The following is a 26,524-nucleotide window of genomic DNA, read 5'->3' as shown; positions in this document are numbered from 1 at the left end:
GGCCCGAACGTCCGCGAGCCGCAGAACCGCCGCGTCGAAATCGTCATCCAGTAAGACAAGACGTCCATCGTAAGTCCGCTGCACCGGCAACGAGTCGGTGCGGCGCACGTTAGAAGGAAGCCGGACCGTGCGGTCCGGCCCTCCGGTTGCGGCCTTCCAACCCTCTCCCCGAGTGGCGTCGGCTGCGACCGGAGACCTTCTGTCTCTCCACGTCGTGATCAAGGCCGGCAATCCTCGCGATCGCCGGCTTTGTCTTTTGGCCATCTTGAGGAGGTCGTGTCCACGCTGTGATCGCGCGCGGCGCGCGAATCCGTGAACGCAACCGGCAGGCTTCTCCCATCGTTCTCTCGCTAACAATTCACGCGCAGGAGACTCTCATGCTGAAGTTCACCAATATCGCGATCGTTGCGGCGCTTGGCCTGGGTGTCGCCGCCTGTGGCAATAATCCAACGGACCGCGCGCTGACCGGCGGCGCGATCGGCGCCGGCACGGGCGCGGTGGTGGGCTCGACGATGGGCGCTCCCGTTGCCGGCGCGGTCGTGGGTGGCCTGGGTGGCGCCGCGATCGGTGCAGCGACGACACCGCGCAACGACGGCTACTATCGCTAAAGAACTACTGTCGAGCCGACGGGGTGGGCGCTAGCGGGTGCCCACCCCTTTTTCGTGTGCGCTCGCGCAAGGGCAGTGCGAAACTGGGAAGATGGCTCGTCTTTTCACGCGCAACATCGAAAACTTCGCCTGCGAGCGCTGCGGCACCGAGGTCACAGGCAATGGCTTCACCAACCATTGTCCCACCTGCCTGTACAGCAAGCATGTCGACGAAAATCCCGGCGACCGCGCCGCGGAGTGCGGCGGGCTGATGGAGCCGATCGCGGTGGAGCAGGCGCGGGGGCGATACATCATCGTACACAAATGCCTGAAGTGCGGTCAGGTGAAGCGCAACAAATCCTCCCCCGAGGACAGTTCGCGCGCCCTGGTCGAGGTCGCGCGCCGTCGGGCGATGTCTTGAGGCTTCTCCTCCTTTTCGTTCTGCTCGTCGTCGCCGCCACCGGACCAGCCTCCGCCCAGGGCGTCGAGGACATCGAACAGGCGTGGCGCGGCTGGATGTCGAAGACACAGCGCACGCGCGGCGGGCTGGTGGTGATGCATGCCGGTCAGCCGGTGCACGAGGCGACGATGGGCCGTCTCGCGTCAGGCGCCGCCGTGCCGTACGCCAGCCTGTCGAAAGCGGTGACCGGCGTCTGCGTCGCTACCCTGGTCGAGCGCGGTATCCTGTCCTTCGAGACACAGGTCTCGCAGGCATTGGCGCGCACGATGACGCGGACCGGGCAGCCGGCCGACCCGCGTCTCCTGTCGGTGAGCGTTTCGGAACTCCTGGTCCATCGCGGCGGCTTCGGTTCGTCGACCGGCGGTGACGGCGACATGGCTAACTGGCTTCGGCGCAACTCGGGAAGCCGCACGGCCTTCGACGAGCAACTCCGCTGGCTGTTCTCCCGCAGGCTGCAATACGTGCCGGGCGAGCGCTTCGAATACTCGAATGCGAATTACCTGGTGCTGGGCGCCATCATCGAGGAGGCGGCCGGCCAGCCTTACGAACGCTATTGCAGGGACGCCGTCCTGACGCCCCTCGGCGCGCGCGACGCCGTACTGGACCCGGCGTGGCGCATCCTGTCGAGCTATGGCGGCTGGCGCATGCCCCTCGCCGAATACGGGCGCTTCTACCAGGCGTTCGCGCCCGGCAATCCGGCGATCGGGCCTCGGGGCCGGCAATGGATGATGTCGCCGGACGGCAAACAGGTCGGCGGTGGCGCCCATTACGGGCTCGGTACCTTCGTGCGGCCGACGCCGCGCGGCGGTGGCAATTTCTGGCACGCCGGCCGCTGGGTCTATGACCTGCGCAATGCCCATGACGGGCCGCTGAGCGTCTCCTATTCGACCTTCGCGGTGCGACTGGGGCCGCTCGACGTCAACATGGTGAGCTATGCCGAGCCGGGGCGCGAGCAGGGCGAGGGCGGGCTCGATGGTGCGCTGGGCAATGCCGCCCGTGGTGTAAAGCAGTGGCCGTGACACGCTCCGCGTGCTGGGCTACCTAGGCATCGGGCTTGGGGAAGTCCTGGACGTCTCGGGAGTGTGGGCTCTGAATCTTCTTCATTTCTTGGCCGTGGCCGCAATTGCGGCCTGCCTCTACGTGTCGCTGCCGGAATGGCAGGCACGGCCACGTTCGCGCAGCCTGCTGCTGGTGCCGCCGGTGCTGGCGTTCATCTGCGTCTACATCATGATGGGCTTCGTCGCGCCGGAGCATCGCGAGCCGTGGTTGCTGCGGGGCGCTCTCGCCACCGGCCTCGTGCTGGGCGTGATCCGCGGCTTCTTCATCAAGGCCGATATCGACGAGTTCGGCCTTGTCCGCCTGCCCGGCGCAAGCGACGGGCTCTTCGCCACGGTGGTGATCACAACGGCGATGGTCGCCGCCACCCTGGCGCCGCTCGTCATCGAGCAGGCGGCGACCTGGGTGCCCTATGCGACCAGCGTCGCCGGTCTTGGCGCGACCTATCTGTCCGGCCGCGCTGTCGCGGTCTATCTGCGCACGCGCTCCTAGGCGGAGAACGAGCGCAGCACCTTGCCGGGCCGCGACGCCGGATCGGCACAGAAGCCCTTCTCGTCGGCGGCGCGGGCGCCGTTGATCCAGACCCCATGCAGGCCGATCGCGCCTGCCGTGAGGCGCGCCGCCCCCGCGGGCAGGTCGTGCGCCCGCCGCTTCGGACCGCGCGCCACCGTCTTCGGATCGAACAGCATGAGGTCGGCGGCGAGGCCCTCGCGCAGCAGGCCGCGATCCTGGATGCCGAACAGCCTGGCCGGCTGGCCGGTCAGGCGATGCACCGCGTTCGGCAGGTCGAGCACACCGAGGTCGCGGCTCCAGTGGCCCATCAGGTGCAGACCGAAGCCCGCATCGCAGAAGAAGGTGAGGTGGGCGCCGGCGTCGCTCAGCGAGATGTGGGTGTTCGGATCGGCCAGGATGCGGCCGACCTGCTTGTCGTCGTTGTGCAGGAGCTGCGCCACGAACATCGTGTCGAGGTTCTCCGACAGGGCGAAGTCGAGGATGAAGTCGAACGGATCCTTGCCAGCCTGCTTGGCAAGTTCGGCGAGCGTCGCGCCCTCCATTGCGCGGTTTTCGTCCTTCGCCGTCTCGACGACGAAGAGCTTCTCCCACTCGCCATTGAACAGCAGCCGGCCGCGCTTGGCCGAAAGCTCCTCGCGCACCGAGGCGCGCCAGGCCGGATCGCGATAGATCTTCGAAAGCTCGGCCGGACCGTGCGCCGCCATGGCGGGCTTCCACGCCTGCATGCTCTCGAACAGGTAGGGGCTGTGGAACGTGAAATCCATGCTGAGCGGGCAGCACGAGGTCTGCGCCACCAAAGTGCGACCGCGGGCGCGCGCTTCGTTCACCTGCTCGAGCGTGGTGAAGGCGGCCTCGGGATTGGTGTTCGAATGGAACAGCGCGGCGATCACCACCGGGCGATTGGCTTCGGCGGCGATCTCCTCGAGATAGGGGATCGTCGTCGCGCGGCCCTTGGTCAGCATGTAGACGCCGGTGCCGCGTTCTCCCATCGCCTTCACGAGGGTGCGCAGTTCGTGGTCGTCGGCCAGGCGCGATGGCATCGGCGTTCCGCCTTCGCCGTTGTGCGCCTCCGACGTCGATGACGCGAAGCCGATGGCGCCCGCCGCCATCGCCTCGCGCACCAGATCGGCCATCTTCGAGACCTCGGCCTCGGACGCGGCACGCTCGGTGGCATCGGCGCCCATCACGAAGGTGCGGATGGCGGAGTGGCCGGCGAAGCAGGCGACGTTGGGGCCGACGCCGTTCTTCTCCAGCATGTCGAGATATTGCGGGAAGCTCTCGAAGCCCCAGTTGATGCCGGCGCGCAGCGCGTCGAGCGACATGCCCTCGACATGGGTGAGGTGACGCATGGTGAGGTCGCGGTCGGTCGGCTTGCAGGGCGCGATGGTGAAGCCGCAATTGCCCAGGATCGCGGTCGTGACGCCCAGCGCCGGCGAGGGATCGACGAAGGGGTCCCAGGTGATCTGCGCGTCGTAATGGGTATGGCCATCGATGATGCCCGGCGCCAGGGCGAGTCCGTCGGCCTTCACGGTCTCGCGGGCGGCACCAAGATTCGGGCCGATGGCGGCAATCCTGCCGTCCTTCACGCCGAGGTCGCCGTGGACCGGCCGGGCGCCCGAACCGTCGTGGATTTCCGCATCCTTGATGACCAGATCGAACATGTTTTTTTCCTCCCGGAAGAACCCTAGTGTGTCGGCAAGGAAATGGAACGGGAGGATTGCATGACAGGCATGACGCGACGCGGCTTCGTGGCCGCGACCACGGCTGGCGTTGCCTTCGGAACGGCGCCGGCGATCGTCCGCGCGCAGGACTATCCCACCAAGCAGGTCCGAGTGGTGGTCCCCTATCCGGCGGGCGGCGGCACCGACCTTGTGGCGCGCCTGGTCATTCCGCGCCTTGCCGAAAAATGGAAGCAGACGGTCATCATCGACAACAAGGGCGGCGCGAGCGGCATCCTGGGCAGCGAGATCGTCGCCAAGGCACCGCCCGACGGCTACACGCTGCTGGTTACGACCAGCGCCCACACGATCAATCCCTATACGACCAAAGTTCTGCCCTACGACACCGAACGCGACTTCACACCGGTGACGCCGCTGATCGAGGGGGCGCTCGCGCTGATCGGCTCGCCCAAGGCGGGCATGGACTCGATGGAAAAGTTCATGGCGGCGGCGAAGGCCAATCCCGGCAAGTATCAGTTCGGTAGCACCGAGAACACCACCCGCATGGTGGGCGAGTTGTTCCGGGTGAAGAGCGGGCTGAAGATCGAGAACGTGGCCTACAAGGGCGCCGCGCCGATGATGCAGGAGCTGGCCGGCGGCCACATTCCGGTGGGCTTCACCAGCCCGCTCACGGTGATGTCGCACCATCGGGCCGGCACCTTGCGCATGCTGGCGGTGAGCGGCACCAAGCGGCTGCCGGGCCTCGAGGATATTCCGACCATGGCCGAGGCGGGCGTGCCGGGCGTCGACACGACCGCCTGGTTCGCCATGTTCGGGCCGGGCAAGATGTCGCCAGCGCTCGCCAACCGCATGCGCGACGATGTCGTCGCTGTGCTGGCCGAGCCCGAGATGCAGGCCAAGATCCGCGACCTGTCGAGCCTGCCGGGCGGCGAAGCGCCCGACGCCTTCGCCCAGCGCATCAAGAAGGAGCTTGTGAGCTGGGGTGAAATCGCCAAGCTGGCGGGTATCCAACCGGAGTGAGGCTGGGGGCGCGACATGATCCGTGCGCTCGTGATCGTCCTCCTCGTGGCTCTGGGCACGCCTGCGTGGGCGCAGTCCGTGAGCTTTCCCAGCGTGACCGTCGGCAGCAGCCCGGCGGGGCCCGAGGTGAAGGGCTGGATCTACAGGCCGTCAGGCGACGGACCGTTCCCGGCAATCATCCTGGCGCATAGTTGTGCGGGCACGAACTCGCACACCGATGCCTGGGGCAAGCGGCTGGTGAGCTGGGGCTATCTCGTGCTGGCGCCGGATTCCTTCGGTCGGCGCGGCACCAAAGCCGTCTGCACGACGCGCAACGTGGTGACACCCAACATGCGTGTGGCCGACATTGCCGGCGCGCTCGACTATCTCGCGACGCGGCCCGATGTGGTGAAGGGCAAAGTCGGTATCATCGGCCACAGCCATGGCGGCTCGACGGTGATCCGCTCGGCCCAGAAGAACTTCGGCCTGGCACAGCGCGGCCTGGCCGCGGGCGTCGCCTATTATCCCGGCTGCAATCCAAAATTCGATGGCGGCATCGATATCCCGGTGCTGCTGCTGGCCGGCGAAAAAGACGACTGGACGCCGGCCGATCGCTGCCGGACGCTGGTTTCGGGCCTCTCGCGCGGCAGCCTCGTCGACGCGGTTTACTATCCCAACGCATATCACAGCTTCGATTCGAAGGTCGCCGACCGCAACGTGCCCGGCGCGGCGGGCAGGCGGCATCATCTCGCCTATGACACGGTCGCCGCACCCGACGCTGAGGCACGGACGCGGGCGTTCTTCGCGAAGTACCTGCGGTAAAATTCTGTAGCGCTGCGCCATCGGCGCGTCGTCCAAGCGCCAGCCGAAGCCGCGACGTGGCGGCACTGAAAGGTCAGCCCGGGCGCAGGCCGTCCTTGGGATACACGCCGCCGGCATCCTTGATGGCCTGGCGGTAGTTCTTCTCGGAGTTGAAGGGCTCCCGCTTCGGATAGTCCTTCGCCTTGCCGGGCCGGATCTCGCCGGTCGAGGGCGTCACGACCAGCAGTTCGCCTCTGCGGCCGAGCAGCGGGATCTCCCGTTTCCAGCGCGAGAAGGTCCGCCGCGCCGTGGCGGAGAAGGTGACGTAGGTGTCGAACTCGTCCTTGTCCTTCACGAACAGCGCCTCGTAGGTGGCGATGAACTCCTCGACGAACTTGCGGTCGACGACCTCGAGGTTCGACATCATCCAGCAGCGATCCTCGAACACCCAGTAGGTGCCGACGCCGACGAACTCCTTCTGCCGCGTCAGGTAGGGATAGAAGGGGAAGCCGCGGCAGGCGATCGTGCGGTTGTCGCGCTCGCAGTGGCGCGCGCCCTTGCAGTGGATGGCCATGCAGTCCGAGGTCAGCTCCTCGACGATCATCCGGGTCGAATAGTCGTAGGGCTTGAACTTGGACCACAGGTCGGTACGGGTCTTGAGCAGCTCCCATTCGGCCTTGTGCACCACCGGTACGGCGTTCTGCGTGGAACAGCAAACCGGTTCGCCATCGTTCAGCGGCGCGCACTTTCGGCCACAGTCGAAGCGCGAGACCGGGGCATTGAAGCCTTCGTACAGGCTCGCGAAATCGGCCGCGCCGATTTTTGTCTTCTTGGTGCTAGGGGGCATGGTTCTGCTGTACCCCGATCCGTCTGTGAAAGAACAGTTACGGAATTATAACAGCCCACCGTCGAATGACCTCATGAAACCGGCAGAACCCGCCAGACGACGGTCTCTCGCATGCCCCGGTTCTCGAGTTGAAGGGAGGTCGGGATCTCGTAGCGGCCGCGTTCTTCCAGGCCCTGGGCGCTGAAATAGTTGCGGCCCGGGTCGCCCAGCAGGACCAGCCGGCCCCTTGCGGCATGGCTGCGCAGCCAGGCCAGCGCCTGAACCGACATCTCGCGCTCGTAGCAGACGTCGCCCGCGATCACCACGTCGGCCTCGGGGGTTCCCGGCGCTCCGGCCAGCCAGTCCTCGTTGCTCGTTTCGATGGAAAGACCGTTGGCTGCCGCATTGAGGCGGGCGGCGACCAGGGACAGCTGGTCGATGTCGTTGGCCACCACCGAGGCTGCGCCGCAGCGCGCAGCGGCCAGCGACGAGACACCCGAGCCGGCCGCGAAGTCGATCACGCGCTTACCGGCAACGAATTGGGGATTGTCGAGCAGGTAACGTGCGATCGCCTGACCGCCCGGCCAGCAGAAGGCCCAGTAGGGCGGGTCGACGTTCTGCTCCTCCAGCCACGACTCGGTCGCCTGCCAGATCGGCACATACTCGGTGGCCAGCCACAGTTTGAATTCGGGCACCATCGCGGGCGCTTCGAGGGCGGTGTTGGCGCGAATGAATCCCTCGGGATCCCGGGGCAGTCTCGACATCAGGCGATCCTGTCGACAATGAGGGCCGCCAGCATGAGCCAGCCGATGGCGCGGTTGGATTTGAAGCGCATCAGGCAGTCGGCCTGGTCGTCGGGCTTCAGCAGGGCGATCTGCCAGCAGAGGTGCAGGGCGATGCCGGCTAGCAGCACGAAGTAGCCGATGCCGAGTGGCGCCAACAGGCCAGTGGCGATCCAGAAACCCATCGCCAGCACGGCAAAGAAGCTCAGCCAGCGCCTCGGCGCGGCGGCGAAGCGGCGGGCCGTCGAGCGCACGCCTACCACCGCATCGTCGCGCTGGTCCTGCATGGCATAAATCGTGTCGTAGACCATCGTCCAGGCGACGCCGCCGAGATAGAGCGCGACCGTGGCCCAGGAGAGTGTCCCGGTGACGGCCGCATAGCCGACCAGCGCGCCCCAGTTGAAGGCGAAGCCCAGCACCACCTGAGGCCAGGAGGTGATCTTCTTCATCGTCGGATAGATCGCGACCAGCAGCAGCGACAGCAGCGCCACGCCGCCCGCGAACTTGTTGAGCTTGAACAGCACGGCAGCGCCGACGGCACCCTGCAGCGCCATCCAGATCAGCGCGTGGTGCAGCTTCAGTTCGCCCGAGGGCAGGGGCCGCCCGCGCGTGCGCTCGACGCCCGCATCGACCTTGCGGTCCACAATGTCGTTCCAGGTGCAACCCGCGCCGCGCATGGCGATGGCGCCGACCGCGAACAGCGCCATGTAGCCCGCGAGCTGCGCCCAGTGGGGGGCCGCGGCCAGCGCCGAGGACCACCAGCAGGGAAACAGCAGCAGCCAGATGCCGATCGGCCGGTCCCAGCGCGCCAGCCGCCCATAGGGGCGCGCCCAGGGCGGCAGGTAGCGCAGCGTCCAGTGCGTCCGGTCGATATCGGTGAAGCCGGTTGTCCGCCCGGCGGTCATGGCGTCATCATGCGCTTCATGATGCAGCTATGCGCGACAATGATCCATGAAGGCAAATAGATGAATGCGGCGCGTCTCTTCGTCGAGGCGGATCTCGCGGCCGGCGGCGAAGTCCCGCTGGACGAGGCGCAGATCCACTACCTGCGCAACGTCATGCGGCGGCCCGACGGGGCGCCGCTGCTGCTGTTCAACGGTCGCGACGGCGAATGGCGCGGCACCCTGTCGTTCCGGGGCAAGAAGTCCGCCGTCGCCGAACTGGGCGAGCGTGCGCGCGAGCAGGCGCCCGAGCCCGACGTCTGGCTGTGCTTCGCGCCGGTGAAGCGTGCCCGCATCGATTATATCGCCGAAAAGGCTACCGAGCTGGGCGTCTCCGTCCTGCAACCCGTGGTGACGCGTCACACCGCGGTCGAGAGGGTGAATGTGGGGCGCCTGCAGGCCAATGCGATCGAAGCCGCGGAACAGACCGAGCGGCTGACCATCCCCGAGGTGCGTGAGTCGGTCGATCTCGGGAAGTTGCTCGATCGCTGGCCCGAAGGGCGACGCCTGATGATGTGCGACGAGACCGGCGGCGGACCGCCCATCGTGGAGGCGTTGTCGGGGCTCGACGCCGCGGCCCGCGCGGCGCCCTGGGCCATCGTGATCGGCCCCGAAGGCGGCTTTGCCGAAACCGAACTCCAGGCCTTGCGTCGCATAAAGGATGTAACGTCGGTGGGACTCGGTCCCCGCATCCTGCGGGCCGACACGGCGGCGCTGGCAGCGCTTGCATGCTGGCAGGCGCTGGTGGGCGACTGGCGACGGCCGACACCGCGTCTCAGCGGCGATTATCGCACCTCCAGGGTTACCGTCTGAGCGCTTGCGCAGGCCCCCGGCGATGTGGGAGAGAGCGAATCGAACAGGATGAACCAGCCGCGGCCTCGGGTGAGGTTTTCTCATGCGACCGCGCCGCTCCCGAAGCCCTCACAAGGCGTGGAGCGATCAGGGAGAGATGATCGTATGTCCGCACCTCCGTCGGGCGGCGGCGCGCCGATCGAAAATCGGCGGCAGCTGATTGAATACTTCGCGGCCGGCAACAAGCCGCGCGCCAACTGGCGCATGGGGACCGAGCACGAGAAGTTCGGCTACCACACCAAGACGCTGAAGCCGCTGGCCTACGACGGGCCGGACGGCATCCGCGCCATGCTCGAAGGGCTGACGCGCTTCGGCTGGGAGCCGGTGGTCGAGGGCAACAACCCGATTGCCCTTCTGCGTGGAAAAGCCAGCATCACCCTCGAGCCGGGTGGCCAGCTGGAACTGTCCGGCGCGCCGCTCGAAACCCTGCACGAGGCGGCGGCCGAGAACGGCCAGCATATCGACGAGGTGAAGCAGGTCGCCGGCGAGATCGGTGCGTCGTTCATCGGGCTGGGCTTCGCGCCCGAGTGGACGCGCGAGGACATGCACTGGATGCCCAAGGGCCGCTACAAGATCATGCGCGAGTACATGCCCAAGGTGGGTAATCTCGGCCTCGACATGATGCTGCGGACCTGCACCGTGCAGACCAATCTCGACTTCGACTCCGAAGCCGACATGGTGAAGAAGTTCCGCGTCTCGCTGGCGCTGCAGCCGATCGCCACCGCCCTGTTCGCGAACTCGCCCTTCAAGGAAGGCAAGGACGCCGGCTTCAAGAGCTATCGCAGCCACATCTGGACGGACACTGATCCCGATCGCTGCGGCATGCTGCCCTTCGTATTCGAGGACGGGTTCGGCTTCGAGCGGTACGCCGACTACATGCTCGATGTGCCGATGTACTTCGTCTATCGCGACGGCAAGTACATCGACGCGGCCGGCCAGAGCTTCCGCGACTTCCTGAAGGGCAAGCTGCCGGCGCGTCCGGGCGAGCTGCCCTCGATCAACGACTGGGCCGATCACATCACCACGGCCTTCCCCGAGGTGCGGCTGAAGCGCTACCTCGAAATGCGAGGCGCCGATTCCGGTCCGCTGGCCGCGCTCAATGCGCTGCCGGCTCTGTGGGTCGGACTGCTCTATGACCAGGGCGCGCTCGACGCGGCCTGGGACCTGGTGAAGGACTGGAGCACCGTCGACCACGATTTCCTGCGCGCCGAGACGCCGAAGTCGGGCCTCGCCACGATGTTCCGCGGTCGTGTCCTCTCCGAGCTGGCGCGCGACGTCGTCGAGATCGCCCATGCCGGCCTGCGCGCGCGCAGGCAGCTCAACGAGGACGGGGCCGACGAGACCATGTACCTCGCGCCGCTCGACCGCGCCGTCGCCAGCGGCCAGGCGCCGGCCGACGAACTCCTCGCCAAGTGGAATGGCGAATGGAAAGGATCCTTCGCGGCGCTGTTCCGCGACTACGCCTACTGAGGTAAGGTCGCGGCATGCTCGATCGGTGTGACCGCGTCCAGATCGCCGTGCACGACGCCGCCAAGGCGGCGCAGCGCTTCGGCCAATTGCTCGGCAGCCAGGTGGCGCGGCACGACCACAGCCGCCATCTCTCGGCCAGGCGCACGATCCTCGCGGTCGGCGAGAGCGAGTTCGAACTCTGCGAGGCCGACGGCGCGGGCCTCACCCAGGATTTCCTGAGCCGGCGCGGCGAGGGGCTGATGACGGCGGGCTACTGCACCGCCGATCTCGACGGCATGGTGAAGCGCTGGGAAGGTCTCGGGATCGGCTACGACCGCGACAACGGGCAGCTCTATCTCTCGAACGAGGCGACTTTCGGCCTGCCGATCGTGATCTCCGAGAGCACCTACCGGCCGAGGGTCGGGCCGGTGTCGTTCCTCTACGAGACGACCAACACGCTGATGAGCGACTGGCGCCGCGTCGCCGCGGTCTATGCCGGGCTGTTCGGCCTCGATCCATCGCGCTTCAGCGAGATCGGCAGCGAGCGCTTCGGTTATATCGGCACGCTCACTTTGTTCGATCCGCCCAACCGGCTCGACCGCATCGAACTCAGCCAGGTCACCGACAACGTCCATGCGATGGGCCGCTTCGCCCACAAGCACGGCGACTCGCTCTACATGTGCTACGTCGAGGTCCACGACTGGCCCAACGTGCGCCAGCGCCTGCTCGACGCCAATGCGCGCTACACGCCGCGCGGCTCCGATCCGGTGACCGATCCTGACGGCGGCTGGATCCATCCGAGGGAATTGCACGGGCTGCTGCTTGGTGTCTCGCGCACGGGCCTCGCCTGGGATTGGTCCGGCCGCGAAGAGCTGGTGCCGCCGGTATGAGTTTGTCGAAGAGTATTGGAATGACCCGTCGTTCGTTCGTTTTTGCGGCGCCGGCCCTGTCGGCCGTACCGACGGTCGCCTACGCCCAGGCCGACCAGTGGCAGACCGTGGTCGGCCCCGACCTGCGTTTCCGGCTCGAGATGCCGGCGCCGGTCAACAAGAGCTCGGCGGCCGAGAAGGAAAAGGGCCATACCGGCGAGAGACTCGCCTGGGCCTCCAAGCGCGCCGACGAGATGTTCGATTTCGACTATGTCGACTACGAGCCCGGCTGGTTCTCGTCCAAGGACGGCAAGGAGATGGCCCGCGAACTGGGACGCGGCGAGGCCGAGAAGGCCTTCCCGCGCGCCAAATTCAAGTACGTGCTCGACGAGCCGGTGACCCTGCAGGGGTGGGACGGCTACGCGCTCGACATTGCCGACCAGCAGGGCTCGCTCGTGATGATGCGGACCTACATCGTGAAGGACCGGCTCTATCGCCTTCTGGTCACGGCGAAGAACGACGAGGACACGAAAGCCGCGGCTACCCGCTTCCTCGGCTCGCTGCGATTTGCGGAGACGAAGAGTTAAGATGCGTATCTGTGTTTTCGGCGCCGGCGCGATCGGCGGCAACTATGCGACGCGCCTCGCGGCGGCCGGCAACGAGGTCTCCGTCGTGGCCCGCGGTCCCCATCTCGAGGCGATCCGCGCCAAAGGCCTCACCCTGCTGACCGGCGACAAGACCATCGTCGCCAAGGTCGCGGCCAGCGACAAGCCGGCCGATCTCGGCCCGCAGGACGTGGTGATCTCGACCCTGAAGGCCTCGAGCCTGTCGGCGATCGCCGATACGGTGGCGCCCCTGCTGGGGCCGGACACGCCGGTCGTCTTCGCGCAGAACGGCATTCCCTGGTGGTACGGCCACGGGCTCGGCAAGGACCGACCCAAGGCGCCGGACCTGTCGCGCCTCGATCCCGGCGGCGCTCTCTTGAAGACGGTGGGCTTCGACCGCACCCTGGGCGGCGTCATCACCTCGTCCAACCACGTGATCGAGCCCGGCGTGGTGCGCAACATCTCGCCCGAGCGCAACGTGCTGTGGGTGGGCGAACCCGACGACCAGCAGACGCCGCGCATCACCAGGCTGCGCGAGACGCTGATCGCGGCCGGTATCGCCTCGCCCTCGACCACCGACATCCGCTACGACATCTGGCACAAGCTGATGGCCAATTTCACCGGCTCGACGCTGTGCCTCATCCTGCGCCAGCCGACGACCATCCAGGCGACGCCGATGGTCAATCGTCTGGCCCGCCGCGCCCATGCCGAGGCGTTGGCCATCGCCGCCGCGAACGGCGTCGTGCTCGACGATTCGCCCGAGGTTCGCTACGGGCCCAAGCGCGTCTATCCCGATCACCGTCCGTCGATCCTGCAGGATTACGAAGGCGGCCGGCCGATGGAGGTCGAGGCGATCGTGCGCGCGCCGGTGGCCTTCGCGCGCGCCGCCGGACTCGATACGCCGACGCTCGATGCCATCGAAGCGATTGTCGTCAGCCTGGCCGAATCGAAGCAGCTCTATCAGTCCTGACCATGAGCGTCGCCGCTTCCGCCAACATCGACAAGCGAATCAAGGAGCTGGGCGATTGGCGCGGCGAGACACTGGCTCGCGTGCGGAAGCTGATCCATGAGGCGGACCCGGAAATCATCGAGGAATGGAAGTGGCGCGGTGTGCCGGTGTGGGAGCATGACGGCATCGTCTGCACCGGCGAGACCTACAAGCAGATCGTCAAGCTCACCTTCGCGCGCGGCGCGGCACTGCCCGATCCGAAGAAGCTGTTCAACGCCAGCCTCGACGGCAACGTGCGACGCGCCATCGACATTCCCGAGGGCGGTACCCTCAACGCACCGGCCTTCAAGACCTTGATCCGCGCTGCCGTAGCCGCGAACAAGGAAGCGCTGGCCGAGAGGGCCGCGAAAAAGAAGAAGCGGTAGCAAGCACCACTCATGCCCCTCTCCCCCTGTCAGGGAGAGGAATTCGAAGGGGAAGCGGAGATCAGGTCGCGGTGCCGCCGACCGTCAGCGCGTCGATGCGCAGGGTCGGCTGGCCGACGCCGACCGGAACGCCCTGACCGTCCTTGCCGCAGGTGCCAATGCCGGGATCGAGCGACATGTCGTTGCCGACCATGCCGACGCGGGTCAGTGCCTCGGACCCGGCGCCGATCAGGGTCGCGCCCTTGACCGGGCGGCCGAGCTTGCCGTCCTCGATCAGGTAGCCCTCGGTCACGCTGAACACGAACTTGCCCGACACGATGTCGACCTGGCCGCCGCCGAAATTGGCGCAGTAGAGGCCCTTCTTCACCGAGGCGATGATTTCCTTCGGGTCCTTGTCGCCGCCCAGCATGAAGGTGTTGGTCATGCGCGGCATCGGCGCATAGGCGTGACCCTGGCGGCGGCCGTTGCCGGTCGGCTTCACGCCCATCAGGCGGGCGTTCATGCGGTCCTGCATCAGGCCGACCAGGCGGCCGTCCTCGATCAGCACGTTGCGCTGGGTGGGCGTACCTTCGTCGTCGATGGTGAGCGAGCCGCGGCGGTCGTTCAGCGTGCCGTCGTCGACCACGGTAACACCGGGCGACGCGATCATCTCGCCCATCAGGTGGCTGAACATCGAGGTCTTCTTGCGGTGGAAGTCGCCTTCCAGCCCGTGGCCGACCGCCTCGTGCCACAGCACGCCCGACCAGCCGGCGCCCAGCACGACCGGCATCTCGCCGGCCGGCGCTTCGATCGAATCGAGATTGACCAGCGCCTGCCGGATCGCCTCGTCGGCCTCTTTCCGCCAGTAGCCCGGCAGGAAGATATCGCCATAGGCGGCGCGGCGGCCGCTGCCGGTGCTGCCGGCTTCCATGCGCGAGCCGTCGGCGCAGACCACGCTGACGTTCAACCGCACCAGCGGGCGCACGTCGGCGGCGCGCCAGCCGCCGGCGCGCACGATCTCCACGACCTGCCACGAGCCCGACAGCGAGACCGAGACCTGGCGCGCCTTGGGCTCCTTGCCGCGGACATAGGCATCGATCTCCTGCATCAGGGCGACCTTCTGCGCGAACGGCACGCCGTCGATCGGATTGTCGTCGGCATACAGAAGGCGGTTGGTGCCGCGCGGAGACTCATCCGACGTGCCGCCGCGGCCCGAGCGGACGGTCTTCACCGTCTCGGCCGCGCGCTTCAGCGCCTGCTCGTCGAGCGCCGACGCATGGGCGAAGCCCGTGACGTCGCCCGCCACCGACCGCAGGCCGAAGCCCTGCGAGGTATCGAACGACGCGCTCTTCAGCTTGCCGTCGTCGAACGACAGGCTCTCGCTCTGGACGTATTCGAGGAACAGCTCGCCGTCGTCGGTGCCGGCCAGCGCCTCGTCCACCATCTTCTCGGTCTTGCGCCGGTCGAGGCCATCCTTGCCGAAGAACAGGCCGTCGGCGGTGGCGAGATGGTTGATCGATTTGCTCATTGCGGGCCTGCCTTGTTTCCGTCCTCAGACGACGAGGACGATCTTGCCAAAATGGGCATTGGCCTTCATGTGCGCAAGCGCGGCGGCGGCCTCGGACAGGGGGAAGGTCCTGTCGATCGGCAGGCTGAGCTTGCCGTCCTCGATGGCCGGCCACAGGTCCTTGCGGGCGGCCTGCACGATGTCGCGCACTTCCTCGGGGCTGCGGGTGCGGAAGGTCACGCCGATATAGTCGATGCGCTTCAGCGCATGCAGGTCGAAGTTGAACTCGCCCTTCATGCCGCCCAGGCGGCCGACATTCACGATGCGGCCGAGGATGGCGGCGGCCTCCATGTTCTGGTTCATCACGCCGCCCGAGACCTGGTCGACGATCAGGTCGACGCCCTTGCCGCCGGTCGCTTCCTTGACCTTGTCCGGCCACTTCGGATCGCGCGTGTCGATGGCGACGTCGCAGCCGAACTCGCCCAGCCGCGCGCGGCGGCTATCGTTGGTCGAGCTGCCTAGCACGACCGAAGCCCCCATGATCTTCGCGATCTGCATGCCGAGCAGGCCGACGCCCGAGCTCGCGCCCTGGATCAGCACGGTCTCACCCTTCTTGAGGCGGCCGGCGCCGACCAGCGCATTGTGCATGGTCTGTACGGCCACGGGCATGCAGGCGGCCTGCTCGTAGCTCATGTTGTTGGCGGGGATCTTGTGGGCGCGGCCGGCATCGGTGACGGCATATTCGGCGAAGCCACCGGCGGCCGAACTCATGACCCGGTCGCCTGGCTTGAAGTCCTTCACGTCGGGGCCGATCGCCTCGACTTCGCCCGCGCATTCCAGGCCCACGATGGTGCCGGGACCGCCGATGCGGCCGTGCGAATGACCCGACGCCACGGCGAGGTCGGCGCGGTTCAGCGACGCCGCCTTCACCTTGATCAGGATCTCGCCTGCCTTGGGTACGGGCTTGGGGGCGTCGGTGTACTGGACGCCCTTGTCGGTGACGACGGCTGCCTTCATGGCGGATCTCCCTTGGGAATTGGTTCGTGATTCAGTGGTCCTGCATAGCAGGCAGGGGGCCGGAGGCCCATGAGGTAAGGACCTTGCCGACCCGGCAACTGTGCCGCGTTTCGTTCTGAAAAATCAGGGATACACTGGATGTGAAAACAGGGAGAGAAACATGAAAATCAAACAGCAGGTTCAGGAGCTGTTCCCCACGCCGCTCTGGATCCTCGACATCGCTCCCGCCGACGCGGCGCCTTTCAATTCCAGGCTCAAGGCCGAAATCGAGACGATCATTTCGCCGCGTCCGCAGCTGCAGAGCGGCCGGAACTGGCAGACGCCGCACGATCTGCATACGCGACCGGGCTTCGCCGAACTGGCTGGCTTGATCGAAGTCTCCTCGAAGAGCGTCCTCGAATTTCTTCAGCTCGAGCGCTTTCCACTGATGATCACGGGCTGCTGGGCCAACGTTAATCCTCCGGGCAGCTACCATCCCACCCACGCCCACCCGAACAATTTCCTGAGCGGCGTCTACTACGTCGACATTCCCGGCAGCGGCACGGAACTCGTCTTCCAGGATCCGCGGCCGATCTCGATCATGCCGTGGAGCGGCAAGCCCACGAACGTGACGGCCAATGCATCCGTTGCCCAGCCGCAGCCCGGCCGGATGGTGATCTTCCCGTCGTGGCTGCGCCACCACGTGCCTTCCAACGAAGGCACGACGGAGCGGGTCAGCATTTCGTTCAACCTCATGTTCACCAACTACGCCGAGACGCTGGCCGCGCCGAGGTGGAAGGCCTCGGCGGGCGCTCCGTAGCGGCGCCCGACGTTCCTCGCTAGGCGATCCTGCTCGCCATGCCCTGCCAGTAGCGGTCGCGCAGCAGGCGCTTGTAGAGCTTGCCGGTCGGATGGCGCGGCAGTTCCTCCTCGAAATCGACGCTGCGCGGGCACTTGATCGCGGAGAGGTGCTGCTTGCAGTAGGCGATCAGCTCCTCGGCGAACGCGGGGCCGGCATCGGCCATGTCGCGCGGCTGCACGACCGCCTTCACTTCCTCGCCGAAGTCGGCGTTGGGCACGCCGAACACGGCGCAGTCCATCACCTTCGGGTGGTTGATCAGCAGGTTCTCGCATTCCTGCGGGTAGATGTTCACCCCGCCGGAGATGATCATGAAGGCCTTGCGGTCGGTCAGGTGCAGGAAGCCGTCCGCATCGAGATAGCCGACGTCGCCCAGCGTGCTCCAGCCCTTGGGATGGCGTGACTCGGCTGTCTTCTTCGGATCGTTGTGATACTCGAATTGACGGCCCTCGGCGAAGTAGACGGTACCGGATTCGCCGGTCGGCAGCTCGTTGCCCTCGTCGTCGCAGATCTTGAGCTTGCCGATGATCGCGCGGCCGACCGTGCCCTTGTGCGCCATCCATTCCTGGGCGTTGCACATGGTGAGGCCGTTGCCTTCGGTGCCGCCGTAATATTCCCAGATGATCGGGCCCCACCAGTTGATCATCGCTTCCTTGGTGGGAATGGGGCAGGGCGCGGCAGCATGAATCGCGCACTTCAGCGACGAGACGTCGTACTTCGCGCGCACCTCCTCGGGCAGCTTGAGGAAGCGGACGAACATGGTCGGCACGACCTGCGTGTGCGTGATCTTGTACTTCGGGATCAGCGACAGATATTCCTCGGCGTCGAAGTGCTCCATGATCACCGAAGTGCCGCCCAGCCGCATGACGCTCATGTTGAAGCGCAGCGGAGCCGCATGATAGAGCGGCGCCGGCGACAGGTAGATCGTGTCGCTGTCTATGCCGTAGAGCTTGCGGCTGACCGCCAGCAGGGGATTGTCGAAGTCGATCGGCTGCTTCTCGACCACCGGCATGACGCCCTTGGGTCGCCCCGTCGTTCCCGACGAATAAAGCATGTCGTGACCGGCCGTCTCGTCGGCGATGGGCGTCGCGGGACAGCGCGCGACCGCATCCTCCCAGGACTCATAGCCCGGGATCGTACCGTCGATCATGTAGCGATGCGGAGCGCCCTTCATCAGCGGCACCAGCTCGGCCGCCTTGTCGGCCAGCGCCTTCGAGGTGACGAACAGGCGGGCGCCGCAGTCGGTGACGATATAGTCGACCTCGGCGGCGGTGAGGCGGGAGCTGATCGCCGTATAGATCAGGCCCGACCGCTGGGCGCCCCAGCAGATCTCGAAGAAGCGCGGATTGTTCTCGAGGAAGATCGCGACGTGATCGCCGGCCTGGAGGCCGAGCGAGCGGAAGAGCTGCGCGATGCGGTTGGACTGCTCGTCGAGCTGGCGATAGGTCACCGTCTCGCCGCTGCCGGCCATGATGTAGGCGGGCTTGTCGGGATGGGTGCGGGCGTGATGATAGGGATGCATGACGGCCGCATAAGAGCCGACCGACAGAGTCCTCGCAAGCGGTACGCCGTTTCGCTGATCGACTTTGGCTGCACAATAGGTCCTGCACGCCGCGGTTGTCCCCCGCAGCGGAGGCCCACTGTACTTTGGTATAGAGCGCCGCCTGCTCATGGACGATGGCGGCGGGCAGCCTTCTGGGTCAACCTCCTGCGGCGTTCACAATCGCAAAAGGACTTCACATGGCTTTCATCACGACGATGGACGGAACCCAGATCTTTTACAAGGACTGGGGCCCCAAGGATGCGCAGCCCATCGTGTTTCACCACGGCTGGCCGCTGAGCGCGGACGACTGGGATGCCCAGATGCTCTTCTTCCTGGGCAAGGGCTACCGGGTGATCGCCCATGATCGTCGCGGACATGGCCGCTCGACGCAGACCGATAGCGGCAACGAGATGAACACCTACGCCGCCGACGTGATCGAACTCGCCCACCATCTCGACCTGAAGAACGCCGTCCATATTGGTCATTCGACCGGTGGCGGCGAGGTGGCGCGCTATGTCGCGCGGTCGAAGCCGGGTCGTGTCGCCAAGGCGGTGCTGGTCAGCGCCGTGCCGCCGATCATGGTGAAGTCCGACAAGAACCCGAAGGGCCTGCCCCTCGAGGTGTTCGACGGCCTGCGCGCCTCTCTCGCGGCGAACCGCGCGCAGTTCTATCTCGATCTCGCCAGCGGGCCCTTCTACGGCTTCAACCGCGAAGGGGCGAAGGTCCTGCCGGGCACCATCCAGAACTGGTGGCGGCAGGGTATGATCGGCGGCGCCAAGGCCCATTACGATTGCATCGCGGCCTTCTCGGCGACCGATTTCACCGAGGATCTGAAGGCGATCACCGTGCCGACGCTGGTGATGCACGGCGACGATGATCAGATCGTTCCGATCGTCGCTGCGGCCGAGCTGTCGATCAAGCTCCTGAAGCAGGGCACGCTGAAGATCTACAAGGGCTATCCGCACGGCATGCTGACGACGCATGCCGACGTACTCAATCCCGATCTGCTTGCCTTCATCAAGGGCTAGAGGCGGTCGATCGGCATCGATGCAGGAGCCTTTCCTGCATCGATGTCACGATCTGGATCTGCGTCGGTCCTCAGACCATCATCACCTTGCCGGTGGGCAGGTCGTAATAGGCGCCGACGACCTTGAGCTTTCCTGCGGCGACCATGTCGCCCAGGATCGGCTTCTCGGTCTGCAGGCGGCGAACGTTGGCCTGCACGTTGGCGATCATCGCACGCTGCTGGAGATCGGGCCCCGCGGTCTTGAGCACCGGCTCGATGCCGGGCTTCATGGCGCGGACGAGGTCGGCGATGTGGCCGGGCAGGGTGTTGCCCTTCTGCAGCGCGTCGACGGTGGCGTTCACCGCGCCGCAGCTCGTATGGCCCAGCACCATGATCACCTTCGTGCCCAGGACGGCGGCGCCGTATTCCAGGCTGCCCAGTCCGTCCGGCGTCACGAAATTGCCGGCAACCCGGACGATGAAGAGTTCGCCGGGGCCCTGATCGAACGCCAGTTCCGGAGCAACACGTGAATCCGCGCAGCTGAGGATTGCTGCGAACGGTGCCTGGCCCTGGGTCCGCGCGGCGCGGCCGGCGGAAAAATCACGTTCCGCCATCTTGCCGGAAGCGTAGCGCGCATTGCCTTCCATCAGGCGGGCGAGTGCCGCGTCCGGCGTGTCGGCCGAACGGGCTGGCTGAGCGAGGGCCGCTTTCGTCGACACGGCGCCGATCGTGGCGGCGACCGTGAGGCCGCCCATTCCTGAAAGCAGACCGCGACGCGACAAGCACAAATTGCACATGATCTTCTCCTTCAGCCGATGGGAGCATACTTGCGACCAAATCGCCATCTTTGATCAAGATCAATGCATCGTCGCTGCGGTAAGCCGCTCGAGCGCGCGCGATCAGCCGGAGGAACCATCAGGCCGCCTTCTCATGTATCATCGGCGTCCTCAGGAAATGGTGGGCTTATGATGAGTATGACGGTGCGGAGCGAGCAGGCGTGCTTTGGGGGAACGGTCGGGTTCTACAGCCACGCCTCGACGGAGACCGGCACCGAGATGAAGTTCTCGGTCTTCGTGCCGGCGACAGCCTCGTCGCGGTCGCTGCCGGCGCTCTACTTCCTCGCGGGCCTCACCTGCACCGAGGAGACGTTCATGATCAAGGCGAACGCCTTGCGTCATGCCGCCGAATTGGGACTCGTTCTCGTGGCGCCCGACACCAGTCCGCGCGGGCTAGGTCTGCCGGGCGAGGACGACGACTGGGATTTCGGCACGGGTGCCGGCTTCTATCTCGATGCCGAAGCAGAGCCGTGGAAGCGGAACTACCGAATGTATTCCTACGTGACGCGGGAGCTGCCGGCGATCGTCGAGGCCAACTTCCCGGCCGAGGCGGGCCGGCGCGGCGTGTTCGGTCATTCGATGGGCGGCCATGGCGCGCTGACGATCGCACTCAAGAACCCGCAGGCCTATCGGTCGGTTTCGGCCTTCGCGCCGATCTGCAATCCGGTCGTCGTGCCGTGGGGAGAGAAGGCGTTCGGCAACTATCTCGGCCCGGATCGTGCGCGCTGGGCGGCGTGGGATGCCTGTGAGCTGCTGAAGCGGGGCAGCCGGTTCCCGGGCCCGATCCTCGTCGACCAGGGGCTGAAGGACCAGTTCCTCTCGAACCAGCTGCGACCCGAGGCGCTGGAAGCCGCAGCCGCGAGCGCAACGCAAGAGTTGGTCCTGCGGCGACACGGGGACTACGATCATTCGTACTGGTTCATCCAGACCTTCATCGAAGATCATCTCAGGTGGCACGCCGACAGACTGGGCGCGTGAACCGCATTTCCCCGGGGAAGTCCGGGCGATCTACTCTTCCCCGCCGCTTGCTATCGGCAGTGTGGACCGAAAGGGTCGTCGCAAGCGTTGACCCGGTTCCACCCTTCGGCTTTATTCCCGGCGCACGATTGTGTGCCCCCGTGGCGGAATTGGTAGACGCGCCTGACTCAAAATCAGGTTCCTCACGGAGTGTTGGTTCGAGCCCGACCGGGGGTACCACTTTGCTCGAATGCAGACGGGCCAGCATTTGATGCCGGCCGACTGCGGTGGGCTCAATTCACATTCTCCGCGCGGAATATGGCGTCGCCTCGCAACGCCCGTGCGCACACGTATCTGCGTGACGATCCGGCGGAGTTCCGAGCCTCGGCGGCGGGGTGATCGAGTCCCGATCAATCGGGCCCGGAAACCGGAAGGCCTGCCGGGCCGGGGCGGCGGTCCGCGCTCAGGCGCCTTGCATCCGCCATGCGTCCGGAGGCCAGGTAGGCCTGAAGCAACGTCGCTTCCACCAGGTCGCCCTGCGCCCGGCTGCCGCCGATACGTTCGCGCTCGGGCAGCATCGGCTCGATCAGGTCGATCGTCGTCTCATGATCGCCGCGCCGGTAGGCCGCGAAAGCGCGCGCCACGGCGGGGATGACGGTTCCGGACGGATAGCGTCCGGCGCTCGCCAGCTCCTCGATAGCCCCGATCCAGCCTTCGAGTGCGGCGTCGTCGCCGGTGGCGGCGTATGTCAGTGCGACATGCCAGTCCGCGAGGGACATGCCGGGGCGCGGGAGCTTCTCGCGCGCATAGGCCTTGAGCTTCGCCCAGCGCGCGGAATCGTGCGGATGGCCCGCCAGTTCCGCGCGCCACAGGAAGGCGGCCGAATCGGAAAGCTTCTGGTGGATCGCGCCACGGTGATCGTCGGCACAGAAGGCGTCGGTGTAGAGGCGAAGCCCGCCCTCCAGATTGCCGGCATGCAGCTCGAACAGGCCGAGATGCCAGCTCAGGTGTCCGAAGAGGCCGCCGCCGCGATCGTAGAGCGGCAGCCAGTCGCGCAGGAAGGCGATACCCGCGTCCCGTTCGCCGGTCTCGTAACAGAGATGGGCGAAGGCATGGGCGCCATAGGCATTGCGCCGGAACTGGCCCAGCGAGCGCTCGATCATCGGGCGGGCCTCGTCGTGACGGCCGATCTCCGACAGCGCCATGCCGCGATGGGCCTCGAACCACCAATCCTCGCCGTAGTGCGCGGCAAGGCCATCGAGAAAGTCGGTGAGGTCCTGTTCGCGGCCGGACAGGCCGGACATGCCGATCAATCCGCCCTGGTTGGCCGCGAGACTGAGGACCAGAGCGTCGCGCGGCCATGTCTGCACATGGGCTCGCAACGCAGCCAGTGCGGCGACCGGCTGGCCGGCGAACAGCGACCGAAAGACTTCGATCTGGCTCCGCTCGCGTGCCGAGACTCCGTCTGCAAGCGACGAGGCCATGGCGAGGTCCGCGCGCATCGCCTCCAGCTTTCCGGCAAGCTGGGAAGCGCGGGCCCGGCCGATATAGGCCAGCGCAAAGGCCGGATCGGCTGCGATGGCCCGTTCGAACGCGGCGGCGGCACCGGGATAGACCGTCAGCAGGAGATCGACGCCCTCGACATAGGCATCGCGCGCGGTGACGTTCGTCGTGGACAGGGGAAGGCCGTAGCGGTCCGTCAGCATCTCGTCACCAGCTCCAATTCGCGTCGATCGTCAGCGTGCGTCGGCCAAGGCGCGCTTTCAAGCTTCCGGCACGGCGGAAGACGTCGCATGGTAAGACCCGTACCGGGCAATGCCCCTCTTGCCGAAGGACGTATGCAATGGACCTCGTGCCCAATCTGATCGGTCTCGCCACGATGCACCTTCTGATGGCCATGCTGCCGGGCCCGAACACCGTCGTGGTGGGATGGTACTCTGCAACGCGCTCCCGAAGCGATGGCCTCAAGGCGGTTGCCGGCGTGGTCGTCGCCTCGCTGCTTTGGGTCGTTCTGGCGATCGGCGGGGTCGGGGCGCTTCTCCTCGAGGCGGGATGGCTCTATCGCGCACTGCGTTTCGTCGGTGCCGCCTACCTGATCTACGTGGGCGTCCGACTGTTGCGGGCCGGGGTCACCCCGACGGCGAGTGGCCAGGCGGCGCCCCAGCTGGCGGGGCGCAATCCCTTCATGGCCGGCCTCATGACGACGCTGAGCAATCCGAAGTCGGCGGTGTTCTGGACCAGCGCCTTTCTGGTGGCGCTGCCGCCCCATGCGCCCGGCTGGGTCTATCCCGCGATCGTGGCAATCGTCGCCGTCCAGTCCACGCTCTGGTACGGCACCCTGGCGGTGTTCTTCTCGACCGGAGTCGCGCAGAAACTGTATCAGCGCATCGCGCGCTACCTCGACCTGCTCGCCGGCGGTGTGATGGTCGCCCTGGGCCTGAAGCTCGCGGACGAATTGCGGCGCGAGATTTTCGTCAGGGCAGCCCCCTGACCTCCGGGAGTCCGAACGTCACGCAGCCCGGGCCACGTCGGCCGCCGCCAACACCATCGAGGCACACTTCTCGCCGATCATGATGGTGGGGGCATTGGTGTTGCCGCTGGTTAGCGTGGGCATGATCGAGGCGTCGGCGACCCTGAGGCCGGCGATGCCGTGGACACGCAGCTCGGGGTCGACCACGGCCCGCGGATCGTTGCCCATCTTGCAGGTGCCGACCGGGTGATAGGTCGTCTCGGCATTGTTGCGCACCCATTCGAGCAGGTCTGCGTCGCTCTGGAGATGGGCGCCGGGCGCGATCTCCTTGCCGGTGACTTCCTTGAGCGGCGACGTGGCCATCAGCTCGCGGCCCTTGCGCAGCACGTTCACGATGCCGGTGCGGTCGTGCTCGGTGGACAGGAAGTTGAAGCGGATCGCCGGCGGTTCGGCGGGATCGGCGGACTTGATGTGGACCGAGCCCGTGCTCTCCGAACGCAGCACGTTCACGTTCATGGTGATGCCCTTCTGGGCCGAGACGCGGCGTTCCTTGCCGACCATCTCGTAGAGGAAGGGCGCGATCGAGATGGTGGCGTCGGGCGAATCGAGCCCAACGCGGGTGCGGAAGTAGAGCCGGATCGGCACCGAGGTCGAGGCGAGGAAGCCCTCGCGGAACAGGGCGTACTTCGCCGCTTCGCGGACCAGCCGCCAGCCGCGCGCATTGTCGTTGAAGGTGAGGTTCTTCCCCGTGATCTCGAATTTCATACGCGGGGAGTAATGGTCGCGCAAATTCTCGCCGACGCCCGGCAGCTCGTGCACCGGCGCGATGCCGAGCGCCCGCAGCCGGTCGCCCTGGCCGATGCCGGAGAGCTCCAGAAGCTTCGGCGAATTGATCGAGCCGCCGGAGACGATGACTTCGCGCGTGGCCCGCGCCTCGCGCTTCTCGCCGTTCACGGAATAGCGGACGCCGACGCAGCGTCTGCCTTCGAGGACGAGCTGCTCGGCAATCGCGCCCTGGTCGATCTGCAGGTTGGCGCGGCCGCGCGCGGGATCGAGATAGCAGAAGGCGGTGCTCTGGCGGCGTCCCCTGGTGATCGTCACCTGGGACATGCCGATGCCTTCCTGTGAGGCACCGTTCTGGTCGGGATTGTAGGGCAGGCCCATCTTCTCGGCCGCCTCGATCATCTTTTCGAGCAACGGGACCTTGTTGCGCGGTGTGTGGGTGACGGGGAGGATGCCCTCGCGGCCGCGGAACTCGTCGGAGCCGCCCTCGAAGCGCTCCATGCGCTTGAAGATCGGCAGAACGTCCTGGTAGCTCCAGCCGCGATTGCCGAGCTGCGCCCAGTGATCGTAGTCCTGCGCCTGGCCGCGGATATAGACCATGCCGTTGATCGAGCTGGAGCCGCCCAGCATGCGGCCGCGCGGCACCGCGATGCGCCGCCCGCCCGAGCCTTCGTCGGGCTCGGAGGAGTAGCACCAGTTGACCGCCGGATCGTCGATCATCTTGGCGACGCCGACCGGCACCTTCGACCAGAAGAAGTTCGAACCCTGCGTGCCAGCCTCGAGCAGCAGGACACGATGCTTGCCGCTCTCGCTCAGCCGGCTGGCGACGACTGCACCCGCGGATCCTGCACCGACGACGATGTAGTCATGGGTCGAATCGTTCTTCATTTCCATTCTCCCTTGGCTCGAAGGGGAGCAGCCCTCGCGTGCGCTGACAAGTCTCGGGCGCGCGCGAACCGGCTTCCGGTTTCGCCAATGGAAATAGCCTGCCATGCTGACGGCAATCCGGAGTTCTCATGTCGTCAAATCCGCTCGACCTTTTTCGCCTGACCGGCCGCACGGCGCTGGTCACCGGCGCCCGCCGCGAAATCGGCCGGGCCATTGCCCTAGCGCTGAGCCGCGTTGGCGCGAGACTGGCGATCCACCATGCCGACACCGACGAGGAGCGGTCCGATGCCGCCGCCGTGGTGCGCGAGATCGAACAGGCAGGAGGAACGGCGCGCGCCTTCGGGCGGGACTTCGCCGCCGACGACGCGGGGCATCGGCTGGCTGAAACCGTCTCGGCCTGGTCGCCGGTCGATATCCTGGTGCTGAACGCGTCGATCGAGCTGCCGGAGCCCTACGACGCGATCAGTCGGGAGCGGTTCGACCGGCAGATCGCGGTCAATCTGCGCAGCCCGCTGGAGCTGCTGCAGGACCTCGTCCCGCCGATGGGGAAGCGCGGCTGGGGAAGGGTCGTCACCATCGGCAGCGTGCAACAGGTCCGGCCGCATCCGCGGATGATGGTCTATGCCGGCGCCAAGGCCGCGCAATTGAACTGGGCGTGGAACCTCGCGCGCCAGTTCGGCGGACAGGGCGTCACGGTGAACAACCTGGCGCCTGGCGCCATCCTGACGGCGCGCAATCGCGATCAGATGGTCACGGAGGGTGAGGCGCTCGTCCAGCGCATACCAAACGGCCGGCTCGGCCAGCCCGGCGATCTCGTGGGTGCGGCCCTGCTGCTGTGCTCGGATGCCGGCGCCTACATCAACGGCGTCAATCTTTACGTCGATGGCGGTCGCGCGATCGCCTAGGA

Annotated in this window: 27 protein-coding genes and 1 tRNA gene; 18 read left to right on the top strand and 10 right to left on the bottom strand. The window is 66.5% G+C overall.

The genetic code is table 11. The annotated features are described in order from the left end of the window. Window positions 1–377: 377 nt before the first annotated feature. The 4 genes from Q0Q48_RS24675 to Q0Q48_RS24660 all read left to right on the top strand — a co-directional run bounded on the left by Q0Q48_RS24675 (window position 378) and on the right by Q0Q48_RS24660 (window position 2,595). Window positions 378–608: a bacteriocin gene (locus tag Q0Q48_RS24675; protein ID WP_295144087.1), complete on the top strand. Its 231-nt coding sequence runs from the start codon at window positions 378–380 to the stop codon at window positions 606–608. 91 nt (window positions 609–699) lie between these two features. After that, complete coding sequence (locus tag Q0Q48_RS24670) at window positions 700–1,008, top strand: RNHCP domain-containing protein (RefSeq protein ID WP_295144085.1); 309 nt, start codon at window positions 700–702, stop codon at window positions 1,006–1,008. After that, window positions 1,005–2,066 carry a serine hydrolase domain-containing protein gene (locus Q0Q48_RS24665; RefSeq protein ID WP_295144082.1) on the top strand — a complete coding sequence of 354 codons (1,062 nt, stop codon included), beginning with the start codon at window positions 1,005–1,007 and terminating at the stop codon, window positions 2,064–2,066. Before Q0Q48_RS24670 ends, Q0Q48_RS24665 begins: the two co-directional genes overlap by 4 nt. 94 nt (window positions 2,067–2,160) lie before the next feature. Next, window positions 2,161–2,595, top strand: coding sequence for a hypothetical protein (locus Q0Q48_RS24660; protein ID WP_295144079.1), 435 nt, complete (start codon window positions 2,161–2,163; stop codon window positions 2,593–2,595). On the opposite strand, the gene Q0Q48_RS24655 is transcribed toward Q0Q48_RS24660, so the two are convergent. Next, window positions 2,592–4,277, bottom strand: a complete 1,686-nt coding sequence (locus Q0Q48_RS24655; protein ID WP_295144077.1) for an amidohydrolase family protein — start codon at window positions 4,275–4,277, stop codon at window positions 2,592–2,594. The two genes, Q0Q48_RS24660 and Q0Q48_RS24655, sit on opposite strands and share 4 nt — an antisense overlap. A gap of 60 nt (window positions 4,278–4,337) precedes the next feature. Between Q0Q48_RS24655 and Q0Q48_RS24650 the strand changes: the two genes are divergently transcribed. Both Q0Q48_RS24650 and Q0Q48_RS24645 read left to right on the top strand, forming a co-directional pair. Then, entirely contained in the window at window positions 4,338–5,315 is a 978-nt protein-coding gene (locus Q0Q48_RS24650) for a tripartite tricarboxylate transporter substrate-binding protein (RefSeq protein ID WP_295144075.1), read from the top strand. Window positions 5,316–5,330: 15 nt separating this feature from the next. Next, window positions 5,331–6,116: a dienelactone hydrolase family protein gene (locus tag Q0Q48_RS24645; RefSeq protein ID WP_295144071.1), complete on the top strand. Its 786-nt coding sequence runs from the start codon at window positions 5,331–5,333 to the stop codon at window positions 6,114–6,116. Between the two features lie 73 nt (window positions 6,117–6,189). Here the strand turns inward: Q0Q48_RS24645 and Q0Q48_RS24640 are convergent, their stop codons facing one another. From Q0Q48_RS24640 to ubiA, 3 genes are all read right to left on the bottom strand, one after another. Further along, a complete protein-coding gene (locus Q0Q48_RS24640; RefSeq protein ID WP_295144070.1) occupies window positions 6,190–6,942 on the bottom strand; it encodes a hypothetical protein in 753 nt (250 codons plus the stop codon). Window positions 6,943–7,013: 71 nt separating this feature from the next. Then, entirely contained in the window at window positions 7,014–7,685 is a 672-nt protein-coding gene (locus tag Q0Q48_RS24635; protein ID WP_295144067.1) for a 50S ribosomal protein L11 methyltransferase, read from the bottom strand. Further along, window positions 7,685–8,608, bottom strand: coding sequence for a 4-hydroxybenzoate octaprenyltransferase (gene ubiA / locus Q0Q48_RS24630; protein WP_295144064.1), 924 nt, complete (start codon window positions 8,606–8,608; stop codon window positions 7,685–7,687). Before ubiA ends, Q0Q48_RS24635 begins: the two co-directional genes overlap by 1 nt. 60 nt (window positions 8,609–8,668) lie before the next feature. Between ubiA and Q0Q48_RS24625 the strand changes: the two genes are divergently transcribed. The 6 genes from Q0Q48_RS24625 (at window position 8,669) to Q0Q48_RS24600 (ending at window position 13,793) form a co-directional block, all read left to right on the top strand. After that, a complete protein-coding gene (locus Q0Q48_RS24625; RefSeq protein ID WP_295144061.1) occupies window positions 8,669–9,457 on the top strand; it encodes a 16S rRNA (uracil(1498)-N(3))-methyltransferase in 789 nt (262 codons plus the stop codon). A 144-nt stretch (window positions 9,458–9,601) separates the two neighbouring features. Continuing rightward, window positions 9,602–10,966, top strand: coding sequence for a glutamate--cysteine ligase (locus Q0Q48_RS24620; RefSeq protein WP_295144058.1), 1,365 nt, complete (start codon window positions 9,602–9,604; stop codon window positions 10,964–10,966). Between the two features lie 14 nt (window positions 10,967–10,980). Beyond that, complete coding sequence (locus Q0Q48_RS24615) at window positions 10,981–11,835, top strand: VOC family protein (protein ID WP_295144056.1); 855 nt, start codon at window positions 10,981–10,983, stop codon at window positions 11,833–11,835. Between the two features lie 20 nt (window positions 11,836–11,855). Then, window positions 11,856–12,401: a hypothetical protein gene (locus tag Q0Q48_RS24610; RefSeq protein ID WP_295144053.1), complete on the top strand. Its 546-nt coding sequence runs from the start codon at window positions 11,856–11,858 to the stop codon at window positions 12,399–12,401. Between the two features lies 1 nt (window position 12,402). Beyond that, entirely contained in the window at window positions 12,403–13,389 is a 987-nt protein-coding gene (locus tag Q0Q48_RS24605; RefSeq protein ID WP_295144051.1) for a ketopantoate reductase family protein, read from the top strand. 2 nt (window positions 13,390–13,391) lie between these two features. Further along, entirely contained in the window at window positions 13,392–13,793 is a 402-nt protein-coding gene (locus Q0Q48_RS24600) for a DUF1801 domain-containing protein (protein ID WP_295144048.1), read from the top strand. Window positions 13,794–13,854: 61 nt separating this feature from the next. On the opposite strand, the gene tldD is transcribed toward Q0Q48_RS24600, so the two are convergent. Together tldD and Q0Q48_RS24590 are read right to left on the bottom strand one after the other, a co-directional pair. Further along, complete coding sequence (gene tldD, locus Q0Q48_RS24595; RefSeq protein ID WP_295144097.1) at window positions 13,855–15,216, bottom strand: metalloprotease TldD; 1,362 nt, start codon at window positions 15,214–15,216, stop codon at window positions 13,855–13,857. 108 nt (window positions 15,217–15,324) lie between these two features. After that, the gene (locus Q0Q48_RS24590) at window positions 15,325–16,296 is read right to left on the bottom strand and encodes a zinc-binding dehydrogenase (protein ID WP_295144046.1); all 972 of its coding nucleotides are present in this window, start codon (window positions 16,294–16,296) and stop codon (window positions 15,325–15,327) included. Between the two features lie 160 nt (window positions 16,297–16,456). On the opposite strand from Q0Q48_RS24590, the gene Q0Q48_RS24585 reads away from it, so the two are divergent. Next, complete coding sequence (locus Q0Q48_RS24585; protein ID WP_295144043.1) at window positions 16,457–17,095, top strand: 2OG-Fe(II) oxygenase family protein; 639 nt, start codon at window positions 16,457–16,459, stop codon at window positions 17,093–17,095. A gap of 19 nt (window positions 17,096–17,114) precedes the next feature. On the opposite strand, the gene Q0Q48_RS24580 is transcribed toward Q0Q48_RS24585, so the two are convergent. Then, window positions 17,115–18,656 carry an AMP-binding protein gene (locus tag Q0Q48_RS24580; protein WP_295144039.1) on the bottom strand — a complete coding sequence of 514 codons (1,542 nt, stop codon included), beginning with the start codon at window positions 18,654–18,656 and terminating at the stop codon, window positions 17,115–17,117. A 218-nt stretch (window positions 18,657–18,874) separates the two neighbouring features. Here Q0Q48_RS24580 and Q0Q48_RS24575 point away from each other — a divergent pair, with 218 nt between their 5' ends. Next, on the top strand, window positions 18,875–19,705 hold the full coding sequence (locus Q0Q48_RS24575; RefSeq protein ID WP_295144036.1) for an alpha/beta hydrolase: 831 nt from the start codon (window positions 18,875–18,877) through the stop codon (window positions 19,703–19,705). A gap of 70 nt (window positions 19,706–19,775) precedes the next feature. Here Q0Q48_RS24575 and Q0Q48_RS24570 read toward each other — a convergent pair whose 3' ends face one another. Then, window positions 19,776–20,480: a carbonic anhydrase gene (locus tag Q0Q48_RS24570; protein ID WP_295144033.1), complete on the bottom strand. Its 705-nt coding sequence runs from the start codon at window positions 20,478–20,480 to the stop codon at window positions 19,776–19,778. A gap of 171 nt (window positions 20,481–20,651) precedes the next feature. Between Q0Q48_RS24570 and fghA the strand changes: the two genes are divergently transcribed. Together fghA and Q0Q48_RS24560 are read left to right on the top strand one after the other, a co-directional pair. After that, window positions 20,652–21,497: an S-formylglutathione hydrolase gene (gene fghA, locus Q0Q48_RS24565; RefSeq protein ID WP_295144094.1), complete on the top strand. Its 846-nt coding sequence runs from the start codon at window positions 20,652–20,654 to the stop codon at window positions 21,495–21,497. A 134-nt stretch (window positions 21,498–21,631) separates the two neighbouring features. After that, window positions 21,632–21,716 (top strand) — tRNA-Leu (locus Q0Q48_RS24560). Window positions 21,717–21,886: 170 nt separating this feature from the next. Here the strand turns inward: Q0Q48_RS24560 and Q0Q48_RS24555 are convergent. After that, window positions 21,887–23,182: a tetratricopeptide repeat protein gene (locus Q0Q48_RS24555; protein ID WP_295144030.1), complete on the bottom strand. Its 1,296-nt coding sequence runs from the start codon at window positions 23,180–23,182 to the stop codon at window positions 21,887–21,889. Window positions 23,183–23,319: 137 nt separating this feature from the next. Between Q0Q48_RS24555 and Q0Q48_RS24550 the strand changes: the two genes are divergently transcribed. Next, a complete protein-coding gene (locus tag Q0Q48_RS24550; protein ID WP_295144027.1) occupies window positions 23,320–23,967 on the top strand; it encodes a LysE family transporter in 648 nt (215 codons plus the stop codon). 18 nt (window positions 23,968–23,985) lie between these two features. On the opposite strand, the gene Q0Q48_RS24545 is transcribed toward Q0Q48_RS24550, so the two are convergent. Continuing rightward, window positions 23,986–25,617 (bottom strand): GMC family oxidoreductase N-terminal domain-containing protein, encoded by a 1,632-nt coding sequence (locus Q0Q48_RS24545; RefSeq protein WP_295144024.1) that lies wholly within the window; start codon window positions 25,615–25,617, stop codon window positions 23,986–23,988. A gap of 128 nt (window positions 25,618–25,745) precedes the next feature. Between Q0Q48_RS24545 and Q0Q48_RS24540 the strand changes: the two genes are divergently transcribed. Continuing rightward, window positions 25,746–26,522: an SDR family oxidoreductase gene (locus Q0Q48_RS24540; RefSeq protein WP_295144021.1), complete on the top strand. Its 777-nt coding sequence runs from the start codon at window positions 25,746–25,748 to the stop codon at window positions 26,520–26,522. Window positions 26,523–26,524 lie beyond the last annotated feature (2 nt).

Source organism: uncultured Reyranella sp., assembly GCF_945957355.1.
In the GTDB taxonomy this organism is placed as follows: domain Bacteria; phylum Pseudomonadota; class Alphaproteobacteria; order Reyranellales; family Reyranellaceae; genus Reyranella.
Note: the sequence above shows the minus strand (reverse complement) of the source record. Positions and strands in the feature narration are given on the sequence as shown.